Below are 13966 nucleotides of genomic sequence, written 5' to 3'. Positions count from 1 at the left end.
CAGGAGAATCAGGGCACGGTCACCACTGCCACGGCGCGCTGGGTGCCGTCCCGCAGTTCCACGCTGGAGATGCTCCCCAGCTGGACGGGCGTGGCCCCCGTGATCCTGACCCTGCCGCTGGGGGTGGCGGTCCAGGCGCAGGCACGGTCCTCGCCGCCCGCCCGGTCCCGGACCCACAGGGACAGCGTCCCGTCCTGCGGCAGGCTGCTTCCGTTCACGGCCAGCTCGGTTCCCCAGGTCTTCCGGGCGAGGTCGATGCTGAACTGGAGGCCGCCGGCGGACTGCACCGAGTAGGTGGCGTCCGGCTGCGGCGGCCGGGCCAGGAGCGGACCCGCCGCCAGGCCCAGTGCCAGGCACGCCGCGGCGGCCGCGCCCGCCAGCGCCGTCCACCGCCGTCGTGATGTCCGACGGCGGCGGGCCAGCTGACGCAGCAGCGGCGCGGGATCGGAGGGGGGAAGCGGGTCCGCCGCCCACGGTGCCACCGTCAGTGCAACGGCGTCCGGTACCGGAAGGGCGTCCAGCAACACCGGAACCTTCTCCAGGCCGGCAAGCTCCGTCCGGCATTGTCCGCATTCCTGCAGGTGTGTTTCAAAGGCCCGCAGGTCCTCCGCGTCGAGTCCGCCCAGGAGGTAGGCGCCCAGCAGGTGGTGCGTTTCGGCGCTGTTCACCGTTCCACCCCCATCTCGTCCAGGATGGTCCGCAGCGCCCGCACGGCGTAGTAGGCGCGGGATTTGACGGTTCCGCTGGGGATGTTGAGTTGGACGGCGGCCTCGTTCACGGTGAACCTGCGGTAGTGCAGCGCCACCAGGACGTCCCGGTGTTCCTTGCTCAGCCGCAGCAGTGCCTCCTCCACCAGCACGCGGTTGAGCAGTTCGTCTACCTTCTCCGGAACCGCGGCCGGCTCTGTCAGGCCGCTTTCCAGGGTCTCCGCGGGACGGCGCCGGGCCCGGCGGTAGTTGTCAATCATGATGTTCCTGGCCGTCCGGTACAGGTAGCTGCGGAGGCTGCCCGTGATCTCGGGGGTGTGCTGCCAGACGCGGAGCACGGTTTCCTGCACCACGTCCTCGGCAAGCTGGGGGTCGTGGGAGGCGCTGAGCACGAAGCGGCGCAGGGCAGCGCCGTGGTCGCGGTAGATGGACGCCACCACGTCCTCATCGAGCGGCATGCCGTCCCTCCTGCCGGGCCCCTGCCCCACATTCCTGCTTACCACCGTAAAGACGCCGCCCGCGGCCGGAAGGTTCAACCGCCGGCGGCTGACTGTGTGAACCATTGTTCACCCCGGTACGTCGTAAGGGTTAGCGTTCGGCGGTCCGACGCCGGGCCCAGCCAGCAAGGAGCAACGCCATGAAACTCAACGTGGGCGCAGGACTCGCCGTCCTGGCCCTTTCCGCAGCACTGACTGCCTGCGGAGGCAGCACCGGAACGGCACCGGAAACCACCAGCCCGGCCGTCACGGAAGGTGCGCCTCCGGCCTCCGCAACCGCCCCCGCCGCGTCTGTCACCCCGCCGCCCGCAACGTCCGTCCCGCCGGCAAGTGCCGCCGTCGACCTTAAGACGGCTCCCTCAAGCGCCGGGGACATTGTGGTGGATGCCAACGGGATGAGCGTGTACTTCTTCACAAAGGACGTGAAGGACTCCGGAACCAGTGCCTGCACGGACGCCTGCCTTGCAGCGTGGCCCCCGGTCACCACCGCAGTTGAGACGCCCCAGGTGGAAGGTGTCACGGGGACCGTGGGCACCATCACGACGCCGGACGGCGCGCAGCAGGTGACGCTGAACGGCCTGCCGCTGTACTACTTCGCCAAGGACACGAAGCCCGGCGACATCCTGGGCCAGGGCGTGAACGACGTCTGGTACCTGGCGGATCCGACCGGCGAGATGATCAGGATGGGTGCATCCGGCTAGCGGACCGGCCCTCCTGTGCCGGGCCCTGCTGTCCAGTGCGCGGACGTCACGGGAGCGGAACGGACGGAAGGTTCCCGGGCAGCGGAACCTGGGACGGGACCGGGACTTCCGGCGCCTTGCCCAGCCCGTCGGCAACGTGCCCGGCCACATTTTCAGGCACAGTTCCTGGAGCGAGGACATCGCCGGGCTTGCCCGGGGTTGTACCCTGCCCGGCAGGTGTCTCCGGAACAACTGCAGCGTCCGACGGCGGGACGGCGGCCGGTTGCGTTGCTTCGGCCGGGTTCGCGGGGACCGAGGCTGCTCCGCCAGGTGCGCTGCCGGCCGGTACGGTTCCGGCGGGTGCAGGTCCGGCGGGTGCTGTGGGCAGCGGCGCGGCGGGCTGTCCGGTCTGGTGACCGGCCGTGGATGGGGCGGCACCCGTCACGAACGCGGTGATGGTGTGGTTCAGCTGCGTGAGGGAGTCGCGGATTCCCTGGTCCGATGCTGCGGCAACAGCCCCGCCGGCACTCAGCGAGACCGCCACGGAGAGGGTGGTGAGGGCGATCCGGCGCTTGGCCCTGCGGCGGGCGGCCAGTTCGTCCACCCGCGGAGCCTCGTCGGGGCCGGCCGGAGAGGGTGCGGCGGCGCCGGCTGCGGCCGGTGCGGCCGCTCCGGCAGGGGCCATCAGCGCCGCAATCGCGGCGGAAGGCTCGGGCGCGGTGTCCGCGAGCGCACGAAGCTCCAGCAGGGCAGGGCGGAGGCGGCCGTCGTCGTCCATACCTGCCTCAAGCAGCAGCTCGTCGACAAAGGCGTCGCTGCGGGTTCCTGCGGTGTCACTCATGATTCGCCTGGTTTCTCTGGAGCGTTTGTGCCTTGAGGTTGTGAAGGGCCCTGCGCTGGAGCTGTTTGATGGCTCCGGGGCTCTTGCCCATGATCTGCGCTACTTGGTCGATGGACAGATCGGCCACCACCCGGAGGGCCAGCACTTCCTGGTGTTCCTCGCTGAGCCCGTCCAGCAGGGCCACTGCCCCGCCGGTGAGTTCAACGGCGTGGTCCTCCGCGGACGGAGTGGTCCTGGCATCCTGGTGTGGATCGTACGGGCTGAGCTGGGGCCTGCGCTCCAGCCGGCGGTAGTAATCCACCATCCGTGCGTGGGCAATGGAAAAGAGCAGGGACTTGGCGCCCTGGAGTCCCCCGGTAATTTCGCTGATTTTCGGGTAGAAGGCCAGGAACACGTCCTGGGTGACTGCTTCCGGATCGTCCACGCCACGGGCTTTGAGGTATCCCTGCACGGGGCCGGCGAAGGACCGGTAGGCAGCGCCGAAGAGCACAGCCGGGTCTGTTCCGGCCGCGCTCTCGAATATGTCGATGTCTTCTTGGGCCAAAGTGCTGAGCACCAGCGGCTCCTCCATCCCAGGACGCGGGGTGCGGCTGTCCGGTTTCCGGCGCGGACAGCCTGGCCCCTGTGTTTCCTGCTGCCTGCCGGCAGGTGCTCCCGGCGGGCCCTCGAACGGGTGGTTGCGTTCGGGCAGCCGGGGCTGTCTGTACTGCGGGAACAGGCCTGGGCCCGGTTCCCGCAGTACAGACTAGCGATCAGCCCTTAGCGGACTGAAACGGAGGGGGTGTCCACTACGTTGCCGCCCTGGGCGGGAACAGCAGGGACTGCGGGGACGGCGGGCTTGCCGTCAACGCCGGGAACGGCAGGCACTGCGGGAACGGCCGGGAGCTCGGGGCGCTCAACGTCAACAGCTGCGGAGCCGTTTGCTGCGGCGCCGGCCTCGGCGGCGGCGTCAGCTTCGGTCACGACGTCGGCGCAGTAGCTTTCCACGTTCGCTTCGCCTTCAGCAGCGATCACCAGGGAGGAGAAGCCTTCGGAGGAAGCGTTCAGGCCGCCGTTGGTGAAGGCGGTGCACAGGCCGAAGGCTGCGGCGCCGGCTGCGTCAACGGCGGTGTCAGCGGCCGCAGAAGCGGAGGCCTGGGCGGAGGCGTTCTCGTTGGTGGCCTTGGCGTCGGCAGCGGCTGAAGCCTCTGCGTCGGCAGCAACGTCGGCGTCGGCAGCAGTCTCGGTGGCTGCGTCGGCAGCGGCCTCGGCGGTGGCTTCCGCGGTGGCCTGCGCGTCAGCGGCTGCTTCCGCTGCGAGCTCCGGGGCGGGAGCGCCGAAGAGGTTGTGGGCGGTCTGCTGCGCCTGGCCGGGGAGGACACCTGAAACGGCTGCGGCGCCGGTTCCGCCGACGGCAATGGTGCCGGCTGCCAGGACTCCGGCAGCGACTTTGCTGGTGGCGAGGACGGTGAACAACGACATGAAAACACTCCAAAACCTAGACAACACTTTTGATTCGGGCCCGCCGGGCGGACCCATCACCTCCTACATCGCAGGGGACGGCGGAAAGGTTACGGGTACGGAAGATCTTTTTTCTGCGTGCCTTAGACCTGACCCTCCGCACTACGATCGGTACATGCCCAGCGAAATCGGTATGGAGGACTACGCGGGTTTCTTGCCGCTTGCCCGAAGGAAGTCAGTGGTGCCCCCGGCCTCGGAGTGGTGGCCCTGGAGGAACCATCGGATCCACCTTCTTCGGTTTCGGGACGCAAACGCCCCGGTTCGGCTACTCGTCGTCCACGGCGCAGGAGCCCACGCGTCGGGGCTCTGGCCTGTTGCGTCCCTCCTGTCAGGCCGGGGCTTCGACCTGACCGCTGTGGATATGCCCCTCTACGGCCGAACGGTGACAAGATCGCGCAGAACAGTGACCTACCAGGACTGGGTCGACTTGCTGGCCGACCTCATTTCAGCTGAGGACGATGGCCGTCCCGTCATCCTCCTCGGGGCCAGCATCGGTGGTCTGCTGACCGTAGAGGCAGGAGCCCGCTCATCCCGCGTCGCGGCCGTGGTCGCTACCTGCCTGCTCGACCCGCAAAAGAAGTCCGCCCGCTCAGCGATGACCAGGTTCCATTCTTTGGCGCTGGTTTTCATGCCTCTGCTCAGGCTGGTCCGCGGACCGATCGCCAGGATCCCCGTCAAGGTCTCCTGGATTGCCGATCTCAGGAACATGGGGCGCGACCCCAGACTGGGGCAGCTCTGCGCGAAGGATGCTCGCGGAGGCGGCGCGTGGGTTCCCCTCGGGTTCCTCGCCAGCTATATGCAGCATTCACATTCCGATGCCCGAATGGCCCGCTTCCCAGTCCATTTGATGCACCCCGAGCTGGACGCGTGGACCCCGGTGGAGCTCAGCGAGGACACTCTCCAAACCCTGCACGGCCCCACCACCAGCCAACTTCTCCGTGGCTGCGGCCACTTCCCCCTCGAAGAACCGGGTTTGGCAGATCTCCTGTCGGGCCTCGAAAAGGTGGCAGCCGCCGCAGTGTCAGGCATAGAGTCGACGCCGGGCTGAGCGCGTCTGTCCGGATAGCAATGCACTGTTCGTGGATCCACTCCTGGTAAGCGTGAATGTCCATCTGTCTGGATGACGATGTGCCTCTTCCCTCGGGTTTCGAGGCGCAGAGGTTTCGAGAAACATCGAGTCGGATCGGAGACAGGTTCGGCTGTCCGCAAGGGGATCCTTCACCGGACGCCGGCACCGTTGACTGTCTTGTATAGCTAGGCCGGGCATTGACTTAAGGAAGGTATCTTCCTATTCTTCTTGCATGCCGCGACGAAAAGCAGGGACGCTACTTCCTTTGGAAATTCGCGTCCTGGAAATCGCTAAGAAAGCCGAGCTAGACCGCAAACCCATGTACGGATTTGCGCTTGCGAGTGCTCTGTCTGGAGATGGCGGAAAGGCGCTAACGGGCCATGGCACCCTATACAAGGCACTGGCGCGCATGGCCGACGCGGGCCTACTGGAAACCGAGTGGGAAGATCCTGAGATTGCAGAGACTGAACGTCGGCCGCGCCGACGCCTCTACCGCATTTCACCCAAGGGAGTCGCCGCGCTCCACGCATCCCACCCCGCTCCGGCCACGACACCGCGCCCGATAGCTACGCTGCGCCCGGTTCAGCCATGACCGCTCTATACGACATCCCGACTTCGAGAACCATGTCGGCAGTCCTCCGATGGGTCAACTACTACACAAGCTTCGTTCCGGCGAACGTGGCGCAAGAAAGACGTCAAGAACTCCTCTCTGACATCTACGAGCAACTGGCGGACGGCAAGCGACGGGGGCTGTCTCGCGGGTCTATTGACCGCGCAATAGCTAGTCGTGCACTTCGCGGCATTGCCGCGGACGTCATCTGGAGCAGGAAGCACCAACGAAAGGGCAAGAAGATGAACGCATCACCGGCTACACCCCAACCCTCCAACGCGCCCGTGACTATCCGTCTCAGCAGCCTTGTCTGGGTGGCCCTAGCGCTCCTGGCGCTGATCGGCGTCGCTACCTCAATCACCGAGTTTGTTGAATATGGCGGTAACCGCTTCGGCTATGTCCCCTGGCCAGGCGCCGGGAACATCAACACCACCGTCGTCCAGCTAGTCTGCAGTGCAATACTTCTACTTCCCGCCACAATCATCACAGTCAAAAGGCTGATCCACCACAACGCCCGCCAAGCCTAAAAGGCTTCTATCCGCCCCGATAGCGCTGATGTCCGTGGGGAGGGCGCTGCCGCGCCCGCCCTGTGAAGGATCCCTCTACGAGCTGCCCCAAAGGGCCAGCTCACCTCCGGGCGTGGACACGATCAGTACTCCGCCTGGACCGGTGACGTTCCACGCTTCGTACGCCGACTCGGATTCCGGCACCACGCTCAGCCGGAAGCCGTCCTGGATGACAATTTCAAGCCGCCCGTCGTCGAAAGCTCTTGCCTCAGCAACCACCTTGGAGCGCGAGAGCGGCAGAACGGGACTGAGCTGGTCGAAACCGCCGCCCGGTTTGACTACATGTGAAGTGGCATCGGGGTGCTCAAGAACGAAGCTCTCCTCGATGGTGATTCTGAAATGTTCGAGAACCAGAGTTACCTGGAAATCCAGGACGAGTTGCAGGATGAGTTGCCCACTCACCTCGAGAAGCCAATAACCCTCGGATCTTTGAGCCCCGCTCATGGACGCCGGAACATATGCCACAACGGCGCCCTTCCTACTAAGCTCCACCCTAGCCCTGCCCATGGGCCGGCAGCCCAAAAACGAAGAGCGACTCTCACGGCGTTGCGGTAATCCAAAGGAGTGTCCGAAAGCCGATCCATCAACGTGCTACTCGTGACGACCCTGAACAATCCGCTACTTGAATGGAGCTACCAAATCCGGTGCCAGGCGTTCTTGTTTCCCTGACCGAATCAGGAACAAGATACCCGTTGGAAGAAGAACAGTTCCTGATACCAGCATTACTGCATGAACAGGCGTCGACGGGCAGCCGGCGGAAGTATCGTCTTCAGCGCATGTGATTCCAGGCTGAAGGAAACCCACTGCGATCAGCCCTAAAGCCATGCATAACGTAGCTACCCCAATAAAGCCCCAAGCCCACTTCTTCATCCGTCCATCAGACCATGCTTAGCGCCGCGCGGAGACGGGCAAGACCCAGAGTCGTCCATTTGGGGATCCTTTTACGGACGCTTGCCGGTGTGGCTTGGCACCCGACGCCCCCCCAGGTTTGGCCACGACCTCGACCCGCCGGTTCTGACTCAAGCTGACTTATTTACACGGTGGTGGGCCCACCTCAGCGCCGTTCTGGCAGGGCAGCGGGAAACTCACACAGCCGCCGCTCTAGCTTTTTGACGCCGAGCTGCTTTGGTTTTGGCGACGTTCCTTGAGTCTTGAGCGCAGGGTAGTGAAAATCGCGATTCCCATGGCCACTGCGGTGAACCACAGGCCCGTAGATCCCTGCAGGGCAAGAGTTACCGAGACGATCAGGAGCACTATGGCAAGCATGAGAAATGCCCATCGTCCGGGGGCCATCATTTCCCCCGCTCGATGGATTGGTCGAGCGCGTGGGCTGCGCGGGACTTTAGATCGTGCCGGCGAAATAAGAAAACGACCACCAACGTGGCCATGACGCCGATCAGCACGGACGGCACTAAGCCGATGGAACGCCAAAAGAGAGCGAACGGCAGGAACCCGGCCGCGAAGACGGCCAAGCCACGGAGCGCTCGGGTCCTAGTGGTCATCGGCTGAGGCCATGTGTGTTCGCGTTTCGCGGGTCGACGGCCGATGAAGTGCTTCAGGATCAGTGCCAGGCCGATCGGCACGAAGATGACGCCAGTGACCAAGCGGAGCGTGTCAGCGGGCACCCAGGTGAGAAAGATTGCCGCCCAGAGCAGGAAAAATACTCCGGCAATTAGCACCGGCGGTGCAGAACCGCTCATTGATTTCTCCTTCGGTGCGGAGCCCGGACCGGGCTCTGCTGAGTCAGACCGACCTTGCGACATGCCGCGAGCCTACCCACTGGGTCAGCGAACGCAAGTCACAGCTGAGGCTCCACGCCAGACGACAAGATCGATCTGAGTTCCCTGGCTTAAGCGGCAATTTTCCGGCACCGTCCCTAACCATCTAAGGCCACCATTTCGTCGGGCAGGCATACCGTAGAGGGGGTGGCCCATCGGACGCTTCAAGCCTCCGATGGGGGATCCCTCAGCATGCATGAGGGAGGCATCCCTCAAAAATCCTCAGGCAGCACGGTATCCGTTTCTCGGATGAGGTATGCGTCCAGTTCTGGATCGGCGAGAATTTTCCCGGCAATGGCGCCATCACACCCGATGATGAGGCTTCGAGCGTATATGTCTTGGCCGATACACCAGTGCAGATCATCCGGCCACCAGTACATGGGAACGCGTCCGCTGTCGGTGATCGGAACGATAGCAGTTCCCTTTTCATCGACCAGGCTGCCCGAGTACAGGACCATTCCCCGGTGGGCTGGGGAGAACTCGATCACCGATTTGCCGTCCTCCTCGGCATAACCTTCCCACGTTGCAAAGTTGTAGCCACTGGAGTCGAGGTCGAGCACGCGTATCAGCGCTTTGGCGAGGCTCGGGTGTGGGTTGCCCATGTCGGGTTGGGAATTGTTGGCGGGCATGGCTTCGTGGCTGACCGTCACCTCATCCCATTGCATCCATGGGCTCGCCTCCAGGCCACCACGTTTTACGACGTCCGACCACATGATCACCAAGCCGGGTGCAATCTCGATCGGATTGAGAATGCGGACGTACCGCTCGTAGCCAGGCGGTACGAAGGCGGTTACTTGTTGGCCGTCGCGGTCCAGGGACGTCGCTAGTGACACCGCAAGCTGATGATTGGACTCATAACGCAGAGAACACATTCAGCCCCCTCCTTCGACGTCACACTACCCTTGGCTCCGCCCGTTAGGCGGTCCCGAACAGGGTCAGTGCGATAGACAGATGATTTCCATTGAGGAGCGTGGCATGTGAATCACAGCGATAAATGGCGGCATTTTCGCAGCGCTAAATGGCGCCCTTGGTGACGCTCAGTTGCTGCAGCACGGCCCCGAAGGACAAGCTCGGCCTCGAGCGCGTCGGTGAATTGGTTGTTGGCGCGTTGGCTCGTTCAGGGCGGTTCTCCTTCCAAACCGGGTTGTGGAAGCAATAGAGGGCGGTTCACCCGTGAGGCGTTTTTCTTCATGCGCTGGCGTCCACGGCGCGTCCGTGCTTCGCCGCGGCCCCGGAGCTGGACCGAAGGGGCTCTCGACATTCAGCGGGCAAGCCTCCTAACCGACTCCCGCTGGACTAACTGGACACCTAGAACGCGGTCGGCGATCTCCTTGGCGGGCTCCTTAAGCCTGTCCATGAGTAGCTCCACGGCTGCGGCGGCCTTGGCCTGCAAGTCCTGGGCGACTGTGGTGAGTTTCGGCGAAATGTAGGTGGCGATGTCCAGATCGTCGAAGCCGACCACGGAGACATCATTCGGAACATTGAGTCCGCAGGTGGCGAGGCCTTCCATGATCCCGATTGCAATTAGATCTGCGGTGGCGAAAACGGCTGTCACTTCTGGACGTTGCTCTTTGAGGAGGCGGCCGACGCTGATCCCGGCGCTGTGGGAATTGTGCGCATCGAACAAGAAGGATTCGTCAACAGGAAGGCCGGCCTCTTCCAGGGCGAGCTTGTACCCTTCGAAACGTTCTCTGTTTACTGCACGTTCGGCCGTGAGGTGTCCTGCGAAGGCTATGGCCCGGTGTCCGTTGTCCAGCAGGTGTTTTGTAGCCTGATAGCCGCCGTCGCGGTCATCAAGCCGGACGTTGATGAATTCCGGTTGTTGTGTGTAGCTTTCCATGGCGACCAATGGTTTGCCGAGGTTCCCAGCCATGGGCCGAAGCGTGCTGTCCAAGAAGCCAAGGAAGATTGCGCCGTCCAGATTCCAGGCGCGGAAGGCCGCCGGGATGTCGGCCGGGTCTGGTATTCCCTGCAGCAAGAGGTGGTAGCCGTGCCGGCGAAGTGCGGGTTCAATCGCTCCGACCATGGATGCCGTATACGGGTCCTTGAGGACGTTCCCGTTGCCGGGATCATGCACGAAGACCCCGATAATCCGCGAGGAGTTCGAGGCGAGGCTGCGGGCGGCTGCGCTGGGAACGTAGCCGAGCCGGTCGGCAATGCCGAGCACCTTGTCGATGGTTGCCTGTGACGCTTTGGCATGGCGGCCATTGATGACGTTGGAAACAGTCATCAGGGTGACGTTCGCTTCTTCAGCTATGTCCTTCAGTGTGACGGCCACGGTTCAACCTCTTTCCTCGAAGTGAAGGCTACCTCGGCCAAACATAGAGACACCCATCAACGTGACAGTTGCCTCTTCGGCGATGTCTTTGAGCGTCACCTGGGTCATTGCCCACATTCTCCCGTGCCGTGCCATGTGTCTGACAGGTAGATGCCTGATGCTTGACTAATGAACAAAGTATACCGCTATACTAATGGGCAGGTATAGCGCTCAACGTGACGCGCCTCACCTCTTCAAACAACTAATATGAGGCGGCCCAACCCTGATGGCGCCTTGCTGAAAGGAATGACGTCGATGTCTAACTCCCTCTTCTCCCGCCCGGTTGATCGCAGGGCAATTTTACGTACCGGGATTTTCGGGGCCTTGGGCCTGGCGACCGCCCCGGCTCTCGCCGGATGCGGCGGTGGTTCTGCACCCGGCGGCGGATCCGCAGGTGGCGGCAGTGTCACGTGGGCGGCGTGGGCTAACCCTGGTGAAACTGAGCGTTACAAGAAGTTTGCTGAGGAGCTTTCGAAGAAGACCGGCGCCAATGTCAGTTTCCAGACTGTGGTGGGTGACTATGAGGCGAAGTTGCTTTCCCAGCTTTCCGGTGGTGCTGCGCCCGATGCCTTCTATGTCGGTGACATGTCGATGGCCAAGTTCATCCAGGCGAAGCAGATCGCGGACCTGAGCGAATACGTCGGCAACGACAAGTCCCCGGTGAAGCTCGACGAATTCCCGAAGGGCCTCTACCAGTGGTGCAAGGCTGCCGACGGCACCGGTCTCTATGGCCTTCCGGTTGACTGCAACCCCTCGGTCCTATGGTTCAACAAGGATGTGCTCTCTGCTGCGGGAGTGTCGCAAGACCCTTCCCAGCTTTTTGAAGCAGGTGCCTGGAACTTTAATGCACTGACGGATGCGCTGGATAAGGTCCGGGCATCGGGCAAGAAGGGCCTGATCCTGTCCAACTGGTGGTTCAACTGGGTCTGGGCGGTTACGGCCTTCGGCGGCAAGCTCCAGGACGACGCCGGCAAGATCGTGTTCGCTGACGACCCCAAGGCGCAGGAAGGCCTGAGTTGGCTGCTGGAGCAGTTCAAGTCCGGCAACATTACCTATGCCGGTTCGTTGCCGAAGGGGCAGAGCGGCGACGCGCTTTTCCTTGCCGGCCAGCTCGCCTTCAACAACGTTGGCCGCTGGGCGCTGCCGACGCTGAAGGACGTGAAGTTCGGCTACGACATCGCCCCGTTGCCCTCGCCCACCGGCAAGGACATCATGCCGGTGCCGGTGGCCACGGCCGCGATCGCCCTCAACGCAAAAGCGAAGAACCGCGAGAAGGCGCTCGAACTGATCGGCAACTACGTATCCAATGACGGGCAAAAGTTCCGGCTTTCCGGTGGCGGCAACGCCGTTCCGTCGATCACTGGCCTCGACGAAATCGCCACCGAAGGCGGCGTTCCGGCACACGGAAAGTGGTTCAACGATGCCGTCGCCCACGGCTACGCCATCCCGAACGCCTTCGTTGCGGACCCCAAGACCGCCACCGGGCTTCCGGTCCTGGTCGACAAGCTCTTCAAGGATCAGTCGACAACGGCGGCTACCTTCAGTCAGGCCGTCACCGAACTGGTGAACGGCTAGCCTCATGGCAATCGACACGCAGGTCCTGCCCAGCGCCCGCACGGCACCGGGCCGGCCGCGGCGCAAGGTTTCCCGACGCCACCGCAAGGACACCATCGCCGCTTTCATCTTTCTTTCGCCCCAGCTCTTCGGGCTGATCGTTTTCATGCTGGGCCCCCTGGGTTTCGCCCTCTACCTGGCATTCAGCCACTGGGACGGCTTCGGAACGGTCACCTTCGCCGGATTGTCCAACTTCACCGAGCTCTTCAACAATCCCCGCATCCGGCATTCTGCGGTCAACACCGTCTGGTTCACTGTGCTGCAGGTGCCGGGCGTGATGATCACCGGCTTCCTTTTCGCCTTGTTCATGCAAAAGGCCGGGAAGATGACGTCTGTATACCGCCTGGGCTTCGTCGCCCCCGTGGTGACATCTTCGGTGGCAGTCGCCACCATCTGGCTCTACCTGTTCAACCCGGATATCAGCCCGGTCAACACCGCCCTAAGGGCAGTCGGTATCTCCGCGCCGAACTGGCTTCAGGACCCTTCCTTCATCATATCTTCCTTTGCAATTGTCGGGATCTGGCAAGGTCTGGGCTATCAGCTGATTATGTTCATGGCCGGCCTGCAGAGCATCGGCGCCTCGTACCTGGAAGCTGCGGAACTGGACGGCTGCTCGGCCTGGCAGAAACTTCGGCACGTCACCGTGCCGCTGCTTTCTCCCACCATCTTGTTCCTCTCCATCACCTCGATCATCGGTTCCTTCCAGGTGTTCGACTACATCTACGTCTTCATGGGCACCACCGCTCCCGATGAAGCCCGCACCATCGTTTACGAGATCGTCCAGATGGCATTCCAGGAATTCAACTTCGGAGCAGCCTCCGCCTTGGCGTTTCTTCTATTCCTGATACTGCTCGGCATCACCGGACTCCAGATGGCCGCCCAGAAGAGATGGGTTCACTACGCAGAATGAGTACCTTGACCGACACCCCAATTGGATCCACGTCCATCCACACACGCCGCAGGCCGGTCCGACCCGGACGAATCATCCTGCACATCGCCCTGGCTGTCTGCGCCATCCTCATGGCGCTGCCGTTCCTGTGGATGCTGTTCTCCTCGTTCAAGCCTGTGGACGAGATCTTCCGCCAGCCCCCTGCACTGCTGCCCGAGAACTGGAGCACCAACGGATACCAGAAAGCCTTCGAGGGCGCCGACTTCCTTCGTGGTTTCTGGAACAGCACGTACATTGCCGTCACAGTCACCGCACTGTCCCTGCTGACCAGCGCCATGGCCGCCTACGCCTTTGCCCGGATCGACTTCCGCGGCAGCAAGACGTTGTTCATGGTGTTCCTTGCCACCATGATGGTCCCGGGGCAGATGACCATCATCCCGCTCTACATCATCATGGGGTGGCTCGGCTGGATCGATACTCCCTTGTCCCTGATCGTGCCGGCATCCTTGTTCAGCGCTTTCGGCGTATTCCTTATGCGCCAGTACATCAAGGGCATCCCCAAAGAACTCGAAGAAGCCGCCGAACTGGACGGTGCCAGCAGGTTCCGCATTTTCACCACGCTGATCCTGCCGTTATTGCGCACCCCGCTCACGGCGCTTGGCATCTTTACTTTCCTGGGGCAGTGGAACAACTTCTTCGGCCCGCTGATTTTCCTCAACAGTGACGCGAACTTCACGCTCCCGCTGTTGGTGAACCAGTTCAAGGGCCAATACGGTGCCGACTGGACCGCGCTGATGTCCGCAACGACCCTCGTTGCTGCACCCCTGCTGATCATCTTTGCCGTTGCCCAGCGCCAAATCGTGGACGGTATCGCTCTTTCGGGTTCCAAGTCCTGAAC

Annotated in this window: 16 protein-coding genes; 7 read left to right on the top strand and 9 right to left on the bottom strand. The window is 63.0% G+C overall.

Annotation, left to right across the window (positions count from 1 at the left end; genetic code table 11):
• Nucleotides 1-8 precede the first annotated feature (8 nt).
• A complete protein-coding gene (locus IEX33_RS14295; RefSeq protein WP_188731245.1) occupies nt 9-668 on the bottom strand; it encodes a zf-HC2 domain-containing protein in 660 nt (219 codons plus the stop codon).
• On the bottom strand, nt 665-1165 hold the full coding sequence (locus tag IEX33_RS14290) for a sigma-70 family RNA polymerase sigma factor (protein WP_188731243.1): 501 nt from the start codon (nt 1163-1165) through the stop codon (nt 665-667). The genes IEX33_RS14295 and IEX33_RS14290 overlap by 4 nt, the downstream gene beginning before the upstream one ends.
• 179 nt (nt 1166-1344) lie before the next feature.
• On the opposite strand from IEX33_RS14290, the gene IEX33_RS14285 reads away from it, so the two are divergent.
• Complete coding sequence (locus IEX33_RS14285) at nt 1345-1905, top strand: COG4315 family predicted lipoprotein (RefSeq protein WP_188731241.1); 561 nt, start codon at nt 1345-1347, stop codon at nt 1903-1905.
• A 46-nt stretch (nt 1906-1951) separates the two neighbouring features.
• Here the strand turns inward: IEX33_RS14285 and IEX33_RS14280 are convergent, their stop codons facing one another.
• The 3 genes from IEX33_RS14280 to IEX33_RS14270 form a co-directional block, all read right to left on the bottom strand.
• Complete coding sequence (locus IEX33_RS14280) at nt 1952-2725, bottom strand: hypothetical protein (RefSeq protein ID WP_188731239.1); 774 nt, start codon at nt 2723-2725, stop codon at nt 1952-1954.
• On the bottom strand, nt 2718-3296 hold the full coding sequence (locus IEX33_RS14275; RefSeq protein WP_188731237.1) for an RNA polymerase sigma factor: 579 nt from the start codon (nt 3294-3296) through the stop codon (nt 2718-2720). The genes IEX33_RS14280 and IEX33_RS14275 overlap by 8 nt, the downstream gene beginning before the upstream one ends.
• A 188-nt stretch (nt 3297-3484) precedes the next feature.
• Entirely contained in the window at nt 3485-4186 is a 702-nt protein-coding gene (locus IEX33_RS14270; RefSeq protein ID WP_188731235.1) for a protein tyrosine phosphatase, read from the bottom strand.
• Here IEX33_RS14270 and IEX33_RS14265 point away from each other — a divergent pair.
• From IEX33_RS14265 to IEX33_RS19380, 3 genes are all read left to right on the top strand, one after another.
• Nucleotides 4122-5273, top strand: a complete 1152-nt coding sequence (locus tag IEX33_RS14265; protein ID WP_308421980.1) for an alpha/beta fold hydrolase — start codon at nt 4122-4124, stop codon at nt 5271-5273. The two genes, IEX33_RS14270 and IEX33_RS14265, sit on opposite strands and share 65 nt — an antisense overlap.
• Before the next feature lie 253 nt (nt 5274-5526).
• Entirely contained in the window at nt 5527-5886 is a 360-nt protein-coding gene (locus IEX33_RS19545; protein ID WP_188731231.1) for a PadR family transcriptional regulator, read from the top strand.
• Complete coding sequence (locus IEX33_RS19380; protein WP_229675394.1) at nt 5883-6431, top strand: hypothetical protein; 549 nt, start codon at nt 5883-5885, stop codon at nt 6429-6431. The genes IEX33_RS19545 and IEX33_RS19380 overlap by 4 nt, the downstream gene beginning before the upstream one ends.
• Nucleotides 6432-6506: 75 nt before the next feature.
• On the opposite strand, the gene IEX33_RS14250 is transcribed toward IEX33_RS19380, so the two are convergent.
• The 4 genes from IEX33_RS14250 to IEX33_RS14235 all read right to left on the bottom strand — a co-directional run bounded on the left by IEX33_RS14250 (nt 6507) and on the right by IEX33_RS14235 (nt 10526).
• Entirely contained in the window at nt 6507-6872 is a 366-nt protein-coding gene (locus IEX33_RS14250) for a DUF6188 family protein (RefSeq protein WP_188731227.1), read from the bottom strand.
• A gap of 890 nt (nt 6873-7762) precedes the next feature.
• Nucleotides 7763-8170 (bottom strand): hypothetical protein, encoded by a 408-nt coding sequence (locus tag IEX33_RS14245; protein ID WP_188731225.1) that lies wholly within the window; start codon nt 8168-8170, stop codon nt 7763-7765.
• Nucleotides 8171-8460: 290 nt separating this feature from the next.
• The gene (locus tag IEX33_RS14240; RefSeq protein WP_188731224.1) at nt 8461-9120 is read right to left on the bottom strand and encodes a hypothetical protein; all 660 of its coding nucleotides are present in this window, start codon (nt 9118-9120) and stop codon (nt 8461-8463) included.
• Between the two features lie 389 nt (nt 9121-9509).
• Nucleotides 9510-10526, bottom strand: a complete 1017-nt coding sequence (locus IEX33_RS14235; protein WP_188731222.1) for a LacI family DNA-binding transcriptional regulator — start codon at nt 10524-10526, stop codon at nt 9510-9512.
• 294 nt (nt 10527-10820) lie between these two features.
• Here IEX33_RS14235 and IEX33_RS14230 point away from each other — a divergent pair, with 294 nt between their 5' ends.
• Genes IEX33_RS14230 through IEX33_RS14220 form a run of 3 tightly spaced genes read left to right on the top strand, consistent with a single transcriptional unit; the run spans nt 10821 to nt 13964 of the window.
• The gene (locus tag IEX33_RS14230; protein WP_188731220.1) at nt 10821-12140 is read left to right on the top strand and encodes an ABC transporter substrate-binding protein; all 1320 of its coding nucleotides are present in this window, start codon (nt 10821-10823) and stop codon (nt 12138-12140) included.
• Between the two features lie 4 nt (nt 12141-12144).
• Nucleotides 12145-13089 carry a carbohydrate ABC transporter permease gene (locus IEX33_RS14225; RefSeq protein WP_188731217.1) on the top strand — a complete coding sequence of 315 codons (945 nt, stop codon included), beginning with the start codon at nt 12145-12147 and terminating at the stop codon, nt 13087-13089.
• A 5-nt stretch (nt 13090-13094) separates the two neighbouring features.
• Nucleotides 13095-13964, top strand: coding sequence for a carbohydrate ABC transporter permease (locus tag IEX33_RS14220; protein ID WP_229675393.1), 870 nt, complete (start codon nt 13095-13097; stop codon nt 13962-13964).
• Nucleotides 13965-13966 lie beyond the last annotated feature (2 nt).

Origin of the sequence: Pseudarthrobacter scleromae (assembly GCF_014644515.1) — a bacterium.
Lineage (GTDB): Bacteria > Actinomycetota > Actinomycetes > Actinomycetales > Micrococcaceae > Arthrobacter > Arthrobacter scleromae.
The sequence above is the reverse complement of the archived record's forward strand: the minus strand, read 5'-3'. Positions and strand labels throughout refer to the sequence as shown.